Annotated in this window: 13 protein-coding genes; 5 read left to right on the plus strand and 8 right to left on the minus strand. The window is 41.1% G+C overall.

The window, feature by feature from the left end:
- Nucleotides 1-215 precede the first annotated feature (215 nt).
- The 3 genes from DCO56_RS27160 to DCO56_RS27170 all read right to left on the minus strand — a co-directional run bounded on the left by DCO56_RS27160 (nucleotide 216) and on the right by DCO56_RS27170 (nucleotide 3,749).
- The gene (locus DCO56_RS27160; protein ID WP_108636818.1) at nucleotides 216-590 is read right to left on the minus strand and encodes a MauE/DoxX family redox-associated membrane protein; all 375 of its coding nucleotides are present in this window, start codon (nucleotides 588-590) and stop codon (nucleotides 216-218) included.
- A gap of 23 nt (nucleotides 591-613) precedes the next feature.
- Nucleotides 614-955: a DUF4342 domain-containing protein gene (locus DCO56_RS27165; protein ID WP_241254838.1), complete on the minus strand. Its 342-nt coding sequence runs from the start codon at nucleotides 953-955 to the stop codon at nucleotides 614-616.
- 157 nt (nucleotides 956-1,112) lie between these two features.
- Nucleotides 1,113-3,749, minus strand: a complete 2,637-nt coding sequence (locus tag DCO56_RS27170; protein ID WP_108636819.1) for a valine--tRNA ligase — start codon at nucleotides 3,747-3,749, stop codon at nucleotides 1,113-1,115.
- A 226-nt stretch (nucleotides 3,750-3,975) separates the two neighbouring features.
- Here DCO56_RS27170 and DCO56_RS27175 point away from each other — a divergent pair, with 226 nt between their 5' ends.
- Both DCO56_RS27175 and DCO56_RS27180 read left to right on the plus strand, forming a co-directional pair.
- A complete protein-coding gene (locus tag DCO56_RS27175; RefSeq protein WP_108636820.1) occupies nucleotides 3,976-5,859 on the plus strand; it encodes an LTA synthase family protein in 1,884 nt (627 codons plus the stop codon).
- 4 nt (nucleotides 5,860-5,863) lie between these two features.
- Nucleotides 5,864-7,789 carry an LTA synthase family protein gene (locus DCO56_RS27180; protein ID WP_181390690.1) on the plus strand — a complete coding sequence of 642 codons (1,926 nt, stop codon included), beginning with the start codon at nucleotides 5,864-5,866 and terminating at the stop codon, nucleotides 7,787-7,789.
- Nucleotides 7,790-7,795: 6 nt separating this feature from the next.
- Here the strand turns inward: DCO56_RS27180 and DCO56_RS27185 are convergent, their stop codons facing one another.
- The 4 genes from DCO56_RS27185 to DCO56_RS27200 form a co-directional block, all read right to left on the minus strand.
- On the minus strand, nucleotides 7,796-8,872 hold the full coding sequence (locus DCO56_RS27185) for a hypothetical protein (RefSeq protein ID WP_146191150.1): 1,077 nt from the start codon (nucleotides 8,870-8,872) through the stop codon (nucleotides 7,796-7,798).
- A 284-nt stretch (nucleotides 8,873-9,156) separates the two neighbouring features.
- Nucleotides 9,157-10,398 carry a 2-oxoglutarate dehydrogenase complex dihydrolipoyllysine-residue succinyltransferase gene (gene odhB / locus DCO56_RS27190; protein ID WP_108636823.1) on the minus strand — a complete coding sequence of 414 codons (1,242 nt, stop codon included), beginning with the start codon at nucleotides 10,396-10,398 and terminating at the stop codon, nucleotides 9,157-9,159.
- A 63-nt stretch (nucleotides 10,399-10,461) separates the two neighbouring features.
- Nucleotides 10,462-13,203, minus strand: coding sequence for a 2-oxoglutarate dehydrogenase E1 component (locus DCO56_RS27195; RefSeq protein ID WP_108636824.1), 2,742 nt, complete (start codon nucleotides 13,201-13,203; stop codon nucleotides 10,462-10,464).
- A gap of 181 nt (nucleotides 13,204-13,384) precedes the next feature.
- Entirely contained in the window at nucleotides 13,385-14,641 is a 1,257-nt protein-coding gene (locus tag DCO56_RS27200; protein ID WP_245935928.1) for a deoxyribodipyrimidine photo-lyase, read from the minus strand.
- A gap of 464 nt (nucleotides 14,642-15,105) precedes the next feature.
- On the opposite strand from DCO56_RS27200, the gene DCO56_RS27205 reads away from it, so the two are divergent.
- From DCO56_RS27205 to DCO56_RS27215, 3 genes are all read left to right on the plus strand, one after another.
- Nucleotides 15,106-15,975, plus strand: a complete 870-nt coding sequence (locus tag DCO56_RS27205; protein WP_108636826.1) for an NAD(P)-dependent oxidoreductase — start codon at nucleotides 15,106-15,108, stop codon at nucleotides 15,973-15,975.
- 167 nt (nucleotides 15,976-16,142) lie between these two features.
- On the plus strand, nucleotides 16,143-17,981 hold the full coding sequence (locus tag DCO56_RS27210; protein WP_108636827.1) for a UbiD family decarboxylase: 1,839 nt from the start codon (nucleotides 16,143-16,145) through the stop codon (nucleotides 17,979-17,981).
- A 38-nt stretch (nucleotides 17,982-18,019) separates the two neighbouring features.
- Nucleotides 18,020-18,355, plus strand: a complete 336-nt coding sequence (locus DCO56_RS27215; protein ID WP_108636828.1) for a HopJ type III effector protein — start codon at nucleotides 18,020-18,022, stop codon at nucleotides 18,353-18,355.
- 135 nt (nucleotides 18,356-18,490) lie between these two features.
- On the opposite strand, the gene DCO56_RS27220 is transcribed toward DCO56_RS27215, so the two are convergent.
- A complete protein-coding gene (locus DCO56_RS27220; RefSeq protein ID WP_108636829.1) occupies nucleotides 18,491-18,952 on the minus strand; it encodes a VOC family protein in 462 nt (153 codons plus the stop codon).
- Nucleotides 18,953-19,065 lie beyond the last annotated feature (113 nt).

Genomic DNA, 19,065 nt, shown 5'->3' on the forward strand with positions numbered 1-19,065 from the left:
AACCTTGAACCGTCCTCCATCTCCCGCTAAATTCCCTGCTATCGAGGAGGTATTCTATAAACCCATCAAATAATTGACCAAACCATTTTTGGAGTATAAAGTTTTTTATTTTTTAATTTTATACTAACAAAAACATACAATCCCTATCAATTTCTTAACAATAGGAATTTCTCCCTGACAGGATCCTGTCGTTTTTGTTTGGACGAACAGGACAATTACGCCATCAGTTTTTTGTATTTCCCCCAATTTTCAAATACGACCCATAGCCAAATGACGAAAAGTACGGCCCAGATAATTAATCCCTGTTGGCTATAAAAAACCATATTATGCGTAAAAATACCAATTAGTATTGGCAGGATAACCAGTGCACCAACAGTTCTTGTTTTAGGGAACAGAAATAACAATCCACCGATGATTTCGATGACACCGACAAGGGGCAACAACCATTTTATTGTGCCGAAAGCTTCAAATACCTTTTGCATGTCCATGTCCATTGGTGGGATAGGCATATAATGAAGGATTTTATCTAAGCCTGCATTCATAAAAAGCAGACCAAACAAAACGCAAACAATATTCTTTAGGATTTTCATGATCGTAAATTTTTAAGGTCAAATTAGTTGACAGTGATCGTTGTCGGTGGTTCTGAGGGACCATCCTTTTTATCCTCTTCCTTCTTTTCGCTATTGCGTTCTACCGTAATTGTGCATTCGGTTAGCAAGGCTGCCACGGCGCCAATTGCGGCAAATACCGGCGCCAGGATCAGTCCGATCGCGCCAACTGTAATCGGAAAACTCATGATTTCTTTACCATGCTTGTCCGAGATACTGATTTTATTTACATTACCCTCTGCAATGATTTCTTTGATCTTTTGTAAGAGGTTTTCTCCGTTGATTTGAAATGTTTCCTTGAATCCCATAATGATATAATTTAAGTTCGTTCTTATAAAGTTATTCATTTTTTTACAGGAATCCGTATAAAGTTAAAAATCAACAATGAAGCTAGCATATAAAAGGATACGATTCTACCAAACCATAAACGGATAGGGAAGTGCACCTCAAAAAAAAAGTCCCGCGTGCTTCGCGGGACTTTAAAAAATCAGGATATTATAGGTTTTAACCTAAAGCTGTTAAGCTTTCTTGAAGTATCTTAATTTTAGTTTCCGCGTCTGCCTTCTTGCTTTTTTCGTTTTCAACGATTTCAGGTTTTGCATTTTGTACAAAGCGCTCGTTTGAGAGCTTTTTGTCTACAGACACCAGGAATCCTTTCAGGTAATCCAGCTCTTTTTCGATACGCTCACGCTCAGCATCGACGTCGACATTATTTTCCAATAACACATAGCATTCATCTTTTCCTGCCAGGAAGCTTGTTGCGCCGGCTACTTTTTCAGTCACAAAAGTGACCGACTCCAAGTTGGCAATTTTTGTGATGATGGCAATATATTGCCCAAGATCAATATCAGATTGTTGATTAATCGCTAGCGGTAATGCTACTTTTGGAGAAATGCCTTTTGAGTTGCGAATATTACGCACTTCGGAAATGATTTGTTGCGCTACCGCAAAATCTTTGATAACCTGCTCCTCAAAAGCCTTGACTTTTGGGAATTCAGCAACAATGATACAATCTTTCTCTTCTTTTGCACCGAACAGTTCATCATGCCACAGTTCCTCCGTTAAGAAAGGCATAAACGGATGTACCAACTTCAACACACGTTGAAAGAAAGATGTTACTGTGTCTAGGGTTTCCGAAGCGATAGGTGAACCATAAGCCGGTTTGACCAATTCAAGATACCAGGCACAGAAATCGTCCCAGACCAATTTATAGGTTGTCATCAGGGCATCTGATAAACGATAGTGTTTGAAGTTTTCTTCAATTTCTGCCAATGCCTGGTTGAATCTTGCCTCAAACCATGACGCGGAAATTTTATCGGATTCCGAAGCCGGAGCATCGGTAATCTCCCAGCCTTTTACCAGACGGAAAGCATTCCAGATCTTATTGGCGAAGTTACGGCCTTGGACACAAAGCTCAACATCAAAAGGCAGGTCATTCCCTGCAGGAGCTGTCAATAACATGCCCATCCGTGTTGCATCGGCACCATATTCATTCATTAGATCAATCGGATCAGGTGAATTACCTAAAGATTTTGACATCTTGCGGCCTAGCTTGTCGCGGACAATACCAGTGAAATAAACATTTTCAAAAGGCAATTGTCCTCGGAATTCGTAACCCGATACGATCATACGTGCTACCCAGAAGAAAATAATATCCGGTGCAGTGACTAGATCTTGCGTTGGGTAGTAATAGTTGATCTCTTCATTTTCAGGTTCATTAATACCATTGAATACCGAAATTGGCCATAACCAAGCTGAAAACCAGGTGTCAAGCACATCTTCGTCCTGACGTAGATCTGCAAGTGTTAGACCCGCATTGCCCGATTTTTGCTGTGCCAGTGAAAGCGCTTCTTCGGCGGTCTGTGCAACAACAAAATCATCGTTACCATCACCATAGAAATAAGCAGGTATTTGATGTCCCCACCACAATTGTCTTGAAATGTTCCAATCTGTTACATTTTCCATCCAGTTGCGGTAGCTATTTTTGAATTTCGTTGGATGGAATTTAATGGTATCGTCCATGACATTATCCAGGGCAGGTTTTGCCAGGTCTTCCATTTTCAGGAACCATTGGTTGGAGATTTTTGGCTCAATAACCGCACCGGTTCTTTCCGATGTGCCGACATTATTGGTATAGTTTTCTACTTTTTCCAGCAATCCCTTTTCTTCAAGTTCCTTTTCAATCTCTTTACGGACTTTGAAACGATCCATACCGGCATAATGTAAGCCGTTGTCATTTAACTTTGCTTCGTCTGTAAAGATATCCACAAATTCCAGATCATGCTTTTTGCCGAGTTCGTAGTCATTGACATCGTGCGCCGGAGTTACTTTAAGGCAACCCGTACCAAATTCAAGATCCACATATTCATCTTCGATGATATTCACTTTACGGCCTACAATCGGTACGATTACCTGTTTTCCTTTTAACCAAGTGTAGCGTTCGTCATTTGGATTGATACATACGGCTGTGTCACCAAAGATTGTTTCTGGACGGGTCGTGGCAACGACAATATATTTGTCCGTTCCTTCAACCTGATATTTTAGGTGGTATAATTTACCGTTCTTTTCCTTGTAAATAACTTCTTCGTCGGAAATATTGGTTTTTGCTTCTGGATCCCAGTTAACCATGCGGTAACCACGATAGATTAATCCTTTATTGTAAAGGTCAACAAATACACGGATCACCGATTGATACAATTCAGGATCCATGGTAAAACGGGTACGGTCCCAGTCACAGGAAGCGCCTAGTTTTTCCAGTTGCTTTAAGATAATGCCACCGTACTTTTCTTTCCATTCCCAAGCATGCTTTAAAAAATCCTCACGCGATAGGGATTTTTTATCAATGCCTTGCTCCTTTAACATAGCGACGACCTTAGCTTCAGTGGCAATGGAGGCGTGATCAGTCCCCGGTACCCAACAAGCGTTTTTACCCTGCATACGTGCGCGGCGAATCAAAACGTCTTGAATGGTATTGTTCAGCATATGACCCATGTGCAATACGCCAGTGACATTCGGTGGCGGCATTACAATCGTATAAGGTTCACGTTCGTCAGGAGTGGACCGGAAAAATCCGTTCGCTTTCCAATAGCTGTACCATTTTTCTTCAGCTTCTTTTGGATTGTAAGTTTTCGCTATGCTCATTTTAAATTTTATATTCAAATTTTTAAGGAATACAAAAGTAAGGAATTCTATGTTATTTTCCTTGTTATCATTGATCTTGTTGTTGATTGTAGATCAAAGACCAAGGATAGGGGCGCAATACTCAAACCTTAATACTTTTTTAATCTTTTCTTCATATTACTAGTCAATTAGCCTAGTTTTAATGTAAATTAATGTAAATTTGCCTGTTTTATTTTTACACGAAGGGATGCAACGATTTGCGAACGAACTTAGAGCGTTAACACAATATTTCTTGTTTTGGCTAATTATCTGTTTTCTAGATAGATTTATTTTTATTTTTGCTTTTTTTGAGAAGATCGGAGCAGGGCATTTCACCGAAATTTTTAGAATTTATTTTCATGGATTAAGCCTTGATTTTTCAGCAGTATCCTATATTTGCGCCCTTCCATTTCTTATTTATTGTATTCTGGGATTCTTTCCAAAGGTTCAACCAAAGCGTACCATCCTTGATATTTATACCGTTATTGTACTCGTTTTATTTTTCGTAACAAGCTTTATCAATGTCAATATCTATCGCGAATGGGGCGACAAAATATCAAAACGTGCGATAGATGCTTTCTTGGCTTCGCCTTCCGGAGCTGTAGCTTCAGCGGAATCTACACCGGTTTTTCTTCCGATATTGGGTATGTTAGCGGGCATATTCTGTGGCTATTTTCTCTATCGCTGGATGTTTAAAAAGGTACATTTTTATAATGTTAAATCACCGATTGGCAATTTTTTCAAATTGGTGGTAGGCGCCTTTGTTCTTTTTACCTTTATCCGCGGGGGCTATGGCCGCGCGACACTAAACCCCAGTAAAGCTTATTATTCCGAAGTGACCTTTTATAATCATGCGGCGGTGAATACACAGTGGTCGCTTTTGCGTGACTTTTTTACGAAAAGCACCAAGTTAAAAAGTCCATATGATTTCTATGGATCGGACGATAGGGCTATTCAGGAACTGCTAAAGCCAGTTTTTCAGAGCCAGCCCGATTCTGCAGTTGAGGTATTAACCACCACACGTCCGAATGTTGTGATCATCATGCTGGAAAGTTTTGTCGGTGATCTTGTTCAATCTTTGGGCGGTGAGAAGGGAATTGCACCGCATATGGAAGAACTGATCAAAGGCGGGATTTTATTTGATCATATCTACTCGGCGGCTGACCGTTCGGATAAGGGGATGGTTGCTATTTTAAGCGGCTTTCCGGCCCAGGGACCGGAAAGTATCATTAAATACATCGACAAGCATGAAAATATGCCTGCCATTGGGCAGGAATTTGATCACGCGGGCTATGAAACCTCATTTTATCATGGCGGACAAAGTGAATTTTATAATTTCAAGTCCTATATGCTGACACACGGTATCTCCAAAGTAGTTGATAATGGCAGTTTTGGACTGGATGCCGAAAGAGCTTCCTGGGGCGTATACGATCATGTCGTGTTTAATCAGATGATCAAAGATTTTAACAAAGAAAAACAGCCGTTTTTTTCAACAATCTTTACCTTAATCAATCACGAACCATTCGAATTAAAGCATGGTTATAAATTTGGCAGTACCAATAATGCGGATAAGTTTAGAAGTACGGCCAACTATACGGATTCGGCTGTTTTCGATTTCATTGGCAAAGCCAAAAAGGAAGCATGGTATAAAAATACGCTTTTTGTCATTGTTGCGGATCATGGACATCGTTTGCCCTCGGAAAAATGGGAGCTTTATCACCCGAATAGATTTCATATTCCATTGATCTTTTTTGGCGATGTAATTAAGCCTGAATATCGGGGCAAAATCTTCGATCGCATCGGAAATCAAACAGATTTAGCAGCCACGTTATTAACGCAACTGAAGCTCCCGACCAATAGATATCATTGGAGCCGTGATTTATTTAACCCAACGACATCGCAAATTGCGTTCTATAACTCCAAAGACGCCTTTGGTGCAATCACAGCCAAGCAGGCGGTATCTTTTGATAATGTGGGCCGAATTATCAATTATCGAGCTAACAAAGATTATCCTGCAGCTAAAACAGACAGTATTTTAAATATTGCCAAAGCATATTATCAACAGGTCTATCGTGAATTTCTAAAATATTAACCGGATGAAATTAAGAGGAATACTAGCACCCTATATTGCAGTCGCCATTCGTTTTGCTTTTCTTTTAATCATTTATGCCCTGCTGAGATGGGGATTTTACCTATTGAATTCCTCCTTATTTCCCAACGTAAATACGGGAAAACTTTTTGTGATGTTTGGCGGGGGCATCCGTTTTGATACCGTTGCTTTGCTCTATCTGAATATTCTCTACATCGTTATGCAAACGGTACCCGGACCATTCATCTATAATCCGACCTATCAGCGGGTTTCCAAATGGATCTTTGTCGTAGTCAATTCACTGGGGATCGCGTTGAATCTAATCGACTATGCCTATTATCCTTTTACACTAAAACGGACGACAGGTACGGTGCTAAGTCAATTCTCAAATGAATCCAATCTTTTTAAATTGGCATTTGACTTTTGTCTTGATTATTGGTATCTCCTGCTGGTATTTGCACTGCTCGTTTATGGCCTGTCCAAATCGTATCGGTTGATCCAACTGGAACAACCAAAACGTTATTCCTGGAAGCCTTTCCTGATTCAGCTTCCTTTCTTTCTACTGACCGCTTTTCTTTTTATAGGTGGTGTCCGTGGCGGATGGGCACACAGTACGCGTCCGATCACTTTGAGCAATGCCGGTGATTATGTAGATACCCCCGAGGAAATGAATATTGTGCTGAATACGCCATTTAGCATTTTGAAAACTTTAAAAGCCGTGAGCCTTAAGCCAGTGAATTATTATCCGGAACAGGAGCTGGTAAAGCTTTATGATCCAATTCATCTGCCGCAAACGGGCAAGCCCTTCAATAAAAAGAATGTCGTTGTCTTGATTTTGGAGAGTTTCGCGAAAGAACATTTTGGTGAATTGAACAAAGACATTCAAGGTGGTCAATACAAAGGCTATACACCTTTTCTAGATTCGTTGATTCGCAATGGCTATACCTTTACAGATACTTATGCCAATGGTCGTAAATCCATTGATGCATTGCCTTCGGTCATTACGGGTATCCCTTCCATCGGTGAGCCCTTTGTACTCTCGGTGTATTCTGGTAATGAGACGACCAGTCTAGCTAAACTCCTGGGGAAAAAGGGCTATGAGACTGCATTTTTTCATGGTGCTCCAAACGGAAGTATGGGCTTCTCGGCCTATATGAAACTAGCGGGAATCCAACACTATTTTGGCAAAACCGAATACAATAACGATCAGGATTTTGACGGTATCTGGGGAATCTGGGATGAACCCTTTTTACAATTCACCGCCAATAAGATCAATACGTTAAAACAGCCATTTTTTGCAAGTTTCTTTTCGCTGTCATCACACCATCCTTTTAAGGTGCCTGAAAAGTATCAGGGGAAATTTCCCAAAGGACCACTGCCGGTACAGGAGCCGATCGGCTATACCGACAATGCCCTGCGTGAATTTTTTGCGACGGCCTCTAAAATGCCCTGGTTCAACAATACCTTATTTGTAATCTGTGCCGATCATGCCACCGTAAGTTACCTGCCGGAGTATCAGACCACAGCGGGTGGTTTTCAAATTCCGATCATATTTTATGCCCCCGGAGATGGATTGGTCGGCAAAGCGGATAAATTGGTCCAACAAATTGATATTATGCCGACAGTCTTAAATTACCTCCATTATGACGAACCTTATTTTGCATTTGGCGCTGATGCATTTAAGCCGGGGCGGGATAATTTTGTGCTGAACAATAATGCAGGAAGCTATAATTTTTATTATAAAGATTACATGATGTCTTATGATGGTCTTAAACCGGTATCTCTTTATAATATGAAGCAAGATCGTTTGATGAAGCAAGATTTACTCAAACAGCATCCTGCGATCCTAGATACAATGGAAACCAAGATGAAAGCTTTTATTCAGCAATATAACAATCGAATGATTGAAAATAAGCTGACCTATAAAAAATAGGCCGGCTTACTCCGGTTGTCTTTGCTGAAATTTAGCCCTGATACTCCTGTCAACAACAAATAAGGCGAGGCCATAGATAATATAAATCAGAGGTAGCGTAAATAGAACCAGGAGGATATAACCCCGGGCGTTATGCGCAAAAATGCCATTGACCAAGTAATTTGCCAGACTGGTCCAAAACCAGCAAAAGCCGTAAAATGATGCCGGTACAATAAGATTTCCCAGCAGTAGCGCATAGCGATAAGCACCGGTTTTGTATTTTTTGTAGATATACCTGATGTGTAAATAAAGCAGGAGAATGGATCCGATCAGGGCAAGGACTTCGGGATGGATCCAAAGGAGTGCCTTTGCGGGGAACGCTATTTTTTCACCTACCTCGATTTTAAAACTGCTTTGTTTTCCGGGGGATTCAATGATCCAGTGAACGAGCGTGTCTGTTTGCTGTTTAGGAGCGCCCAAATTCTGCGCATAAGCCTTCATCTTATTTCCCGTATGCAGGTACAGATCAATTGGTCCAAAGGAAGACCAGTACTTCGAAGGAAATAGGAGGTATTCAATTTCATATTTTGTGAGGATATCCCGACGGTCATAACCCATCAAAGCACGGTACTGAATTTTAATACTGTTTTCACCCTTATGAAGTTTGGCTGTAAAATAAAAGGCGTCATTTAGGTTAATTTGCTCCCATTCCGCATTTCCATAGCTGATCTCATAGTAGCCATCTTTGAACCGTAAAAACGGTAATTTAGGATTTTTTTGATCTAATGGAATAGATTTAATCTCTTTTTGGTTAACAGTCACGTTTTCTAATCCATCTAAATTGAGCGCAAGAAACACCAAGGGAAAGTCCATGTTTTCCTCTGCATGGATGATATACTCGATATTGAATAGGCTCTGATAATCATAATCTACCGTGTCGCGCACAAGGTGTATATCAATTCGTTCGCGAAGTACTTTTGCTTTACCCGCAGGAACCAATTGGGCCGTAATGCTATGGGGACCAAATGGATTGGCCATGTTGGCTGAGAGTGCCAACACCGAAAGCAAAAGAATAATCGTTAGACCTATTATCTTACTGTTCATAATTGTTTATTTAATGCATCTTCCATTCCGCTGGCTATAAATGAACCTCGTAGGCTTATTTAATTCGCTGATTGCTTCTTAGCAAACAAATATCTACAGGTGAAAGTATAAATTAAAAAGAAGAAATGAAAACCTTGATATAGATTCGCAGCGGCAAGTTCGGCAAAAGGTACGTTGGACGGTCTAATGTGGTGCGGGATAGGGAGCAATGATTAATATCCGCAAAAAGAAAAGACCTATACGACAATCGTATAGGTCTTTTTGTTATCATATTTTGGCAACAATTATACACCCAACAATAAACGAGCTGGATCTTCCAATAATTGTTTTACACGAACCAAGAAGCTTACTGACTCACGACCGTCAATAATACGGTGATCGTAAGAAAGCGCGATATACATCATTGGACGGATCACAACCTGACCGTTCTCAGCGATCGGGCGTTGAATAATGTTGTGCATACCCAAGATTGCTGATTGTGGTGCGTTGATGATAGGCGTTGACATCATGGATCCAAATACACCACCATTAGTGATTGTAAATGTACCACCAGTCATCTCGTCGATCGTTAATTTGTTGTCACGTGCTTTACCTGCCAATGTAGCAATCGCTTTTTCGATTTGCTCCAAAGACATAGATTCCGCATTACGGATAACAGGTACAACCAGACCTTTAGGTGCAGAAACTGCAATAGAAACGTCAGCGAAGTCCGAGTATACGATTTCATTTTCTTCGATACGAGCATTTACTGCTGGCCATTCTGCCAATGCTGTTGTTACTGCTTTAGTAAAGAAAGACATGAAACCAAGACCGATACCAAATTTCTCTTTGAACGTATCTTTATATTTGGCGCGAAGATCCATGATTGGCTGCATATTGACTTCATTGAATGTTGTCAACATGGCCGTTTCGTTTTTAACAGCTACCAAACGTTTTGCGATTGTTTTACGTAAAGACGATAACTTCTCACGACGTTCATTTCTTGAACCAGCAACTGGAGCCGCTGCAGGAGTAGCAGCCGGAGCCGCAGGTTTTGCCGCTGGAGCAGCAGTTTTAGCAACAGGTTGTGCTTTTTCAGCATCTTCTTTCGTGATGCGGCCATCTTTACCTGTTCCTTTTATTGTTGAAGGATCAATTCCTTTTTCTCTCAAAATTTTTGCGGCAGCAGGAGAAGCCGTACCAGCAGCGTAGCTATCTGGATCTTCGTCTTTTGCAGCAGCAGCTGGAGCTGCAGTTGATGATGCCTCAGCAGCAGGTGCAGCAGCCGGAGCTGAACCGCCAGCAGGAGCTTCACCTTCTTCAATTGTACAAACGACAGCACCGATTTCTAAAGTATCACCTTCTTGTGCAATGATTCTTAAGATACCTGCTTTTTCAGCTGGTAATTCAAACGTTGCTTTGTCTGACTCCAGTTCGGCGATGTTTTCATCCATCTCCACATAATCGCCATCTTGTTTCAACCATTGTGATAAGGTTACCTCCGTGATAGATTCACCTACGGTTGGTACTTTAATTTCTAAGCTCATATATAATGTTCTTTATTGACAATTGCGTCCTGTAGATAAGACGCAATTGATTTTAAATTGTTTTTATTCGAATGATTTATTTAAGATTGCTGCTTGTTGGGCAACGTGTTGTTTCATATAACCTGTCGCTGTACTTCCGCTTTCTTTACGTGCTACGAAACCTGTAAACGCAATGTCGGTACCCATCAGTTTGCGGCAGTAGTAAGACCATGCGCCCATGTTCTCATTTTCCTCTTGCACCCATACAAACTCTTTAGCCTTGTTGTATTTTTTACGGATCGCTTTCAACTGCTCAGCCGGAATTGGGAATAACTGCTCGATGCGAACAATTGCAATATCTTTACGTTTGTCAGCTTCTTGTTTTTCCAATAAATCATAGTAAACTTTACCAGAACAGAACAATACACGTTTTACATCTTTTGCAGCAACATTTGCATCGTCAATCACTTCCTGGAATACGCCTTCCGTGAAGTCTTTCAATGGAGAAACCACTTTCGGGTGACGCAACAAGGATTTTGGCGTAAAGACCACCAATGGCTTACGGAATTCGCGTACCAGTTGACGGCGCAACAAATGGAAGTAGTTTGCCGGTGATGTACAGTTTGCCATGATCATATTCTCATCCGCACATAATTCCAGGAATCTCTCGATACGTGCCGAAGAGTGTTCAGGCCCCTGTCCTTCCATACCATGTGGAAGCATCATGACCAAACCGTTTGAACGTTTCCATTTTGTTTCCGCACTTGACAGATATTGATCTACGATAATTTGAGCTCCATTGTAGAAATCACCGAACTGTGCTTCCCAGATTGTCAATGAATTTGGATTAGAAGATGCATAACCATATTCAAAACCCAAAACAGCATATTCTGAAAGTAAAGAGTTGTAGATCGAGAACTTGTCACCACCTTTGATATTTGCCAATGGAACATATTTCTCTTCGGAATCTTCTAGCGTCAATACCGCATGGCGGTGTGAGAAGGTGCCCCGTTGTACATCCTGACCGGAGATACGAACACGATTGCCCTGATCCAATAAGGTCGCATAGGCCATTAATTCACCCATTGCCCAATCGTATGCATCATTGCTAATCATTTTGGCACGGTCTTCAAATAAACGGGTGATCTTACGGAAGAATTTTTTGTCCGCAGGTAATGTGGTAATCTCTTTCGCTAATTTCAGGAACGTATCTTTCGCAACTTGTGTTTTATCGGTTGTTGTTAATACTTCTCCTTTTTTCGCTGGACGTAATCCTTCCCATGCACCTTTAAACATCGGAATTTCTTCAGTCAATACTTCAACTGTTTTTGCTTCCTCAAATTTAGTCTGCAATTCCGCTTTAAATTCTTTCTCTATATTTTTCGAATACGCTTCATCAACGCTTCCTTCAGCAATTAATTTTTTTGCGTATACTTCTTTCGGATTTGGATGTTTTTCAATGATTTTGTACAACAAAGGTTGTGTAAACTTAGGCTCATCCGCCTCGTTGTGACCAAATCTTCTGTAACATAACAAATCAATAAATACGTCTGTTTTGTATTTTTGACGGTATTCAACAGCTAAGTTGATCGCGTAAACGACAGCCTCAGCATCATCTCCATTGACATGGAATACGGGCGAAGACGTAATTTTTGCTACATCTGTACAATAGGTGCCAGAACGTGCGTCTTTATAGTTTGTTGTAAAGCCAATCTGGTTGTTAATAACGATATGGACGGTACCTCCTGTTTTGTAACCATCTAGTTTGGACATTTGAGTGACCTCATAGACAACGCCCTGACCGGCGATTGCAGCGTCACCATGGATAATGATAGGTGCAATTTTCGATGAATCGCCATCGTATTTGAAGTCGATTTTAGAACGTACCATACCTTCGACAATTGGATCTACTGTCTCCAGATGGGAAGGGTTTGGTGCCAGACTAAGATGCACAGATTTGCCGTCGTTGGTTTTTACTTCTGAGGAGAAACCCAAATGGTATTTTACGTCACCACCGAAGTTGACTTCAGGATCATCCGCATAGGTTTTGCCTTCAAATTCAGAGAATACGGATTTGTAGGATTTACCCATAATGTTGGTCAAAACATTCAAACGACCACGGTGCGCCATACCGATCACAAACTCTTGGATACCGATGTCAGCACCTTTCTCGATGACAGAGTCCAATGCAGGGATTAAACTTTCCGCACCTTCTAATGAAAAACGTTTTTGACCCAAAAATTTGGTTCCCAAAAAGTTCTCAAAAGCAACAGCATCGTTAAGTTTGTTTAAGATTCTCTTTTTGGTATCCAAAGAAAATTTTGGCATATTACGATCCGCTTCCATGCGGTCTTGCAACCATTTTATCTTTTCTGGATTACGGATATATTTGAATTCTGCACCAATAGAACGGCAATAAGTGTCTTCAACCAGTTGACGGATGTCTTTTAATGTTGCTGGACCTAAGCCCACTTCGACACCTGCATTGAAAACCGTATTCATGTCTGCTTCAGCAAGACCAAAGGTTTCCAATTCCTTCCCAGGGTAGTACTTACGTCTTTCGCGAACAGGGTTGGTGTGTGTGAAGAGGTGGCCGCGGTCACGGTAACCGTTGATCATGTTCAGCACATTGATTTCTTTCAATACGTGCTCAGGAGTAGCTTCGCCTACTGAACTTGTCGTTCCACCAGCATTTTGACCGAAATCAAAACCTTCAAAGAATTTTTGCCATCCGAAATCTACCGATTGGGGATCTTGCTTGTACGATTGATATAAGCCATCGACATAAGCCGAATCAGCATTACTCAAATATGTCAGATTGTCCATTTACAATTAAAACTATGAAATTTGTCAAAGTTATGAATAAAAAAAGAGTTTCTAATACTGAAATTGAATAATTTAATCAATAAATCTATCCAATTCTTAACATTTTTAGCATGATTTAAAAAGGGCTTACAGTGCCTTACAAATTTCTTTTGTTTTGAAATTATTTATTTCTGCCGAAGATTTATTTAGCCAATATTTCATCCAATTTTGGAAGTCCATTTGGGAAATTTGTTTTGATAAGTTTTTGCCAGTCCAAGGCCTTATTGTCCTTGTCACTCGTCCCGACACCGGCGACATGTGACCATTGGCCATATAACGTAGCCGGAGAATAATCCAATAACTGTTCTTCAAACCAGGAAGCGCCCTTTAACCAATTCACATGATATTCATGCACAAGGTAACTTGCTGCAATTAATCCGGCCTGGTAGGGGATGTAACCTGTTTTTTTGAGTTGTATCATGGTGCTATTGATAAAGTCATGATCCGTCTGTCCGGATTTCCACTTCTCAAATAGATCCTCGTTTACCGTTAATGATGGAATATCGACTGCATTGCTATTTTTCGTGCCCAAAGGCTTGAAAAATATATTGGGATATTTTTTGAGCATAAAACGGAAATAGTCCCGCCAAAGTAAAATGTCTATTATTTTCTCAAATCGTTTATCTTTTTTTCCTTCTCCTAATTTCTTAATGTTGTTGTAAAGAAGAATTGGCGATAAGGCTCCGGCAGCGATAAAGGGACCCAATATGACCGGATCCTGCTCTGTTTCCGGATAAGTGGACAAAACCGAATGCATAATACTCAATGCCGTGTCTTCGCCGCCCAATATATAGATGTCATCAACAGACTTAATCTGCTGGTCCGAATAGCCTAGGTCCTTTAGCGTTGGAATCTTGGTGTCTTCCAGATGTGGTGGCGTCAAGAAATTTGACGGGAAAGGAATCGGTTGGCGCACCGAACTTTCACGTTCTACTTTTTTCTTAAAAATGGAAAATCCATTAGGAATATCCTTAATTGGAAAAGGGAGATCTTCTTTGTGGTAAAGTGTATGGCCTATAAAATGACGGAGATTGATTTTGCTGCTCCATAATTCACTTTCTACTTTCTCGGAAATAGAAGTCTCGCGAAGGGCAACTTCCCGGTGGTGGTAGACTTCGTTGACCTGGTATTTTTGAGCAATTCGCGGGATAATATCTTCCGGCTTGCCAATATAAGTCAGCAGGTCACTACCATGGCTTTTTAATTTCTCTTTTAGGGCCGTGACCGCTTCGATCACGAAAGCTGCACGCAGCACACCTGTATTTAGCGTACCAAATCGATTGCGCTCAAAATAACGGGGATCAAAACAATAGACCGGAATGATGAAAGAACTCTTCTCAGAGGCTTGATAAAATACTTCATTGTCATGAAGTCTTAAATCATTTCTAAACCAGATCATTGTAGCCCTTTTGTCCATAGAGGTGAAGATAAATACTTTTTAGTGCAGCCTATTTTCAGAAGATTTACAAATATATAAGGATATTGTGTTTATGAAAATATTTGGGCATGAATTGACATAAAAAGGACAAAGAAGAGGTTTGGGACAAAATTGCGGCGGGGAATAAATACCGAACAGTGTCTTTGCCGGTTTTTAATTCAGTGATAGAAAATGGCTTAACTGACCGATGATCATCCCTTTGGTAGGAAAAACAAGGTCTCCGAGTAGAAAAATAAAAATAGTGTTAAACTTATTTGATGTTTCTCTGTTCTAAAATCAGGGAATTATGATATTAGTTAGTCAGCATTTTGGAAAACAAAACCATCTGGAGCTTACACAATTTATTGGACAGCTCGAATGGGATAGACCGATAAAATCAACTCATTTATGCCATTGAAAGCGAGTGCTCAGAAATAATTATAAGGATGAAAAAGGTTTTAATCAGTGGGCTAAATACCTATTTAGGACGGCGGGCGTCATGCTATTTACAAACGAAAGATTTTCATGTTACGGGTTTGGTGCGAAACCTATCTATTTTTAATAAAATTGTGAAAGAGAAGGTGACGGCAAAACTTTTTGAGCTGGATCTTTTACGAAAGGGACCTGCGTATGATAATTTTCAGATCAGTGACTTGAATTTCGGTATTTATTTTACACAGGTTCCTTCGCTCGATAATGATATTCAGCTTCAACTGGAACTGCTGGGGCTCCGTAATTTTGTTGAAATCTGTAAGCGGTCGGGCAATGATCGCGTGATTTATGTGGCTCGATTAATGGATGAACATTTTTTGGATCCTGTTCGCAACCTCCTGGAGGCTTTGCGCGTACAGTATACCATTGTAGTCAAAAGCAGCGTTATCGGAAAGGAAAGTGTCTTAAATCGAATCTTTGGCAAACTGGCCAAAAAGCAGACTATATTCTATTGGAACTGGGTGGCCTCCCTGAAATTTCATCCTTTACCTTTGCTGGATGTTTATCGCTGGCTTCGGGAAATGCCCTGGGAAAACAATTTTATTTCTGAGGTGATTTACCTCGGCGGACATGAAGAGGTGACATTTAGAAGCTTATTTTATCAATTTCTTAGCTCCACTTCCAGTTCACAAAAACGCGAGATCGGAGTGAATAAATTCTTTGCGAAATTACTCTTGAGCCGGTTTAACGATATCAATAAAGAAGATATTGATGAATTTAGACGGGTGCTTTATTACGAAAAAAATGTAGACAACTCGACTTGGCAGAAAGTCCAGACCTTTGAATTCACCCCTTTGAAAGCCTATGTCAGTATGGATACCTGATTGTCTAATACCTGTTTATCCAGTGCCAGTCAGGTGTAATCCCTTCCTTTGATTTTACGGTCTTTGATGCATTGTGCACGAGTTGGTTTTTTCTGGTGTGAATAATTATTTACTTCTGATTTATTCTGTTAAATTTGTGGATTAACGCGTTGATACAGATTTAATATATGGGATACAATAGTCTCGCAGCATGTGTTGCGGATCTTGAGAAACATGGTCATTTAATCCGGATTAAAGAGGAGGTCGACCCTTACCTTGAAATGGCTGCAATTCATATGCGGGTGTTTGATGTGGCCGGACCGGCACTGTATTTTGAAAATATCAAAGGGTCGGAATTCCCTGCCGTATCAAATCTATTTGGAACGTTGGACCGTTCTAAGTTTATGTTCCGTGATTCATTGGACCATCTAAAAAAATTGGTAGATGTCAAAATGAACCCGGGGGCTGTTTTAAAAAAGCCATTCCAATATATCGGTTCATCCATGACCGCCCTGGGCGCCTTGCCCTGGAAGAAGAAATCAGGGGCTCCGATCCTACATGGTAAAACAAGCATTGGTAAACTTCCTCAAATTGTCAATTGGCCAATGGATGGTGGGGCCTTTGTTACCATGCCACAGGTGTATACCGAAGATGTAACTAAGCCGGGAATCATGCATGCCAACCTGGGCATGTACAGGATTCAGCTTTCAGGCAACAATTACATTCCGGATCGGGAAATTGGACTGCATTATCAGTTGCACCGCGGAATAGGTATTCATCAAACGAAAGCCAATGAGCTCGGTATACCACTTAAGGTCAGTATCTTTGTGGGCGGTCCGCCGGCGCATCCTTTGTCTGCGGTCATGCCGCTACCCGAAGGACTTTCTGAAATGATCTTTGCCGGCGCATTGGGGAATAGAAGGTTTCGCTATTTTTACGATAATGAAGGTTTTTGCGTTTCGGCAGATGCAGATTTTGTTATTACAGGTACAGTATACCCCAATGAGAACAAACCGGAGGGGCCTTTTGGCGATCATATTGGCTACTACAGTCTTACCCATCCTTTTCCCCTGATGAAAGTACATAATGTGTACCATAAGAAGGATCCGATCTGGTCCTTTACCGTGGTAGGACGCCCGCCACAGGAGGATACAAGCTTCGGGGCACTTATTCATGAAATCACAGGGGCTGCGATTCCACAGGAGATCTCCGGACTGCATGCTGTCAACGCAGTAGATGCGGCAGGTGTGCATCCCTTGTTGTTTGCGATCGGATCGGAGCGCTATACACCTTATCAGACCGTGGACCGTCCGCAGGAAATTTTAACCATTGCCAATCAGATTCTCGGAAAAAATCAGCTGAGTTTAGCCAAATATCTTTTTATCTCGGCGCATGAGGATAATCCCAAATTGGATATCCACGATATTCCGGGATTCTTCGGTCATATCCTGGAGCGCATTGATCCGACTAGAGATCTCCATTTTCAGACCAATACGACGATAGATACCTTGGATTATTCAGGTGATGGATTAAACGCGGGGTCAAAGGTGGTGTTTGCCGCTGCAGGGACCAAGAAAAGAGTGCTTGCGCGTGAACTGCCGGCAAATTTTGATCTGCCAAGACCTTTCAACCGGGCGAAGTTTGTTATTCCGGGTGTATTGGCGGTTGAAGGTGCGGCCTTTACGAACTATGCGGATGAAGCTACGCTGATCAGGGAATGGTGCCGTGCCGCCGAAGGGCTGGCTTGGGAAGGCTTTCCGCTGTTGGTATTGTGCGATGATGCTGGTTTTACCGCTGAGACAGTCAATAATTTTGTCTGGACAACCTTTACACGCAGTAACCCCGCATTTGATATTCATGGCATTAAGAGTTTTACTGCATTCAAACATTGGGGCTGTGAAGGGCCAATTATTATTGATGCACGTAGCAAACCACATCATGCCCCGGCACTGATCAAGGATGCGGCCGTTGAGAAGCGAGTTGACGAATTGGGAGCTAAAGGGGGCTCGCTGCACGGAATTATTTAAGGACAACTAAACAAAATAAGTATAGACAATTTAATCTGATGAAAACAGAAGAATTATTAGCCAGATCAAAAGAGAATCAGCTGCAGTTTCAGGAGGTTCTGGATCATATTGCAGAAAACTATCATTATAGTCCAGCGGCATTTCAAAATGGAAGCCTGAAAAATATGGCAACGGAAAATCAGGGAAGTGCAAAAGTATTGTATTTTGCCAAACGCCACGATCTTTCGGCAGCAGACACCTTGTTTTTGTTTGCCGAGCATTATCAAAATGTGTTGGATAACCCAACAGGCGAAGGGCATCAAAATATCCGACAGTTTATGGCGAATGGCTGGAACGGTGTTGTTTTTGATGCCGAGGTCCTAAGCGCTAAGTAAAATCAGGTAGGTAGCTTTGCCGTTTAGTCGAATGCAAACCAATGTCGCACAGAATGGTGTTGTTACCATAAAATAGAAAGGGGCTTCAATTGGAAGCCCCTTTTCTATATGCTGATCTATCGCATCACAATTTTTTTAGTCTTTGCTTTCACAATCTTCATCTTTGCTGCCACCGAAATAGACCATCCAGCAGATGCCAAACTGATCTTGGAATGAGCTGTATAGCTCCGCGAAAAATGTTTCACCCAAAGGCATTTCCACTACTTTTGCGTTGACGCTGAGGGCTTCATGGAGTGTTTTGGCTTCATCAGCATTGTCACACATCAACATGACATAGGTATTGTTGCCCTGTACATATTGCTGGCCGAAAGCAGGAATAACGTCTGCTCCCATAAGCATGCTCTCGCCATTGATTGAAATGGCGGTATGACAGATCTTGTTTTTGGCTTCATCCGGAACTGGGGGCATTTGCGGATCTGCAGGAATATCACCATATCGCATGTACCCCGGATTTTTTGTTTTAAAGACTTTTTCGTAAAATGTGAAAGCTTCTTCACAGTTACCGTTGAAATTTAAATAAGCGTGTAATTTTGCCATGATTTCTAATTTTTGGATATATTGATTTTCTCAAATTTTTCTTTCCTATAGTATAGCAACCAGGAGGGCTATCTTCGGAAGTGAAGATAAAATTAAGCGGAACTTTCGATAAA

The organism is Sphingobacterium athyrii, from assembly GCF_003071065.1.
GTDB lineage: Bacteria > Bacteroidota > Bacteroidia > Sphingobacteriales > Sphingobacteriaceae > Sphingobacterium > Sphingobacterium athyrii.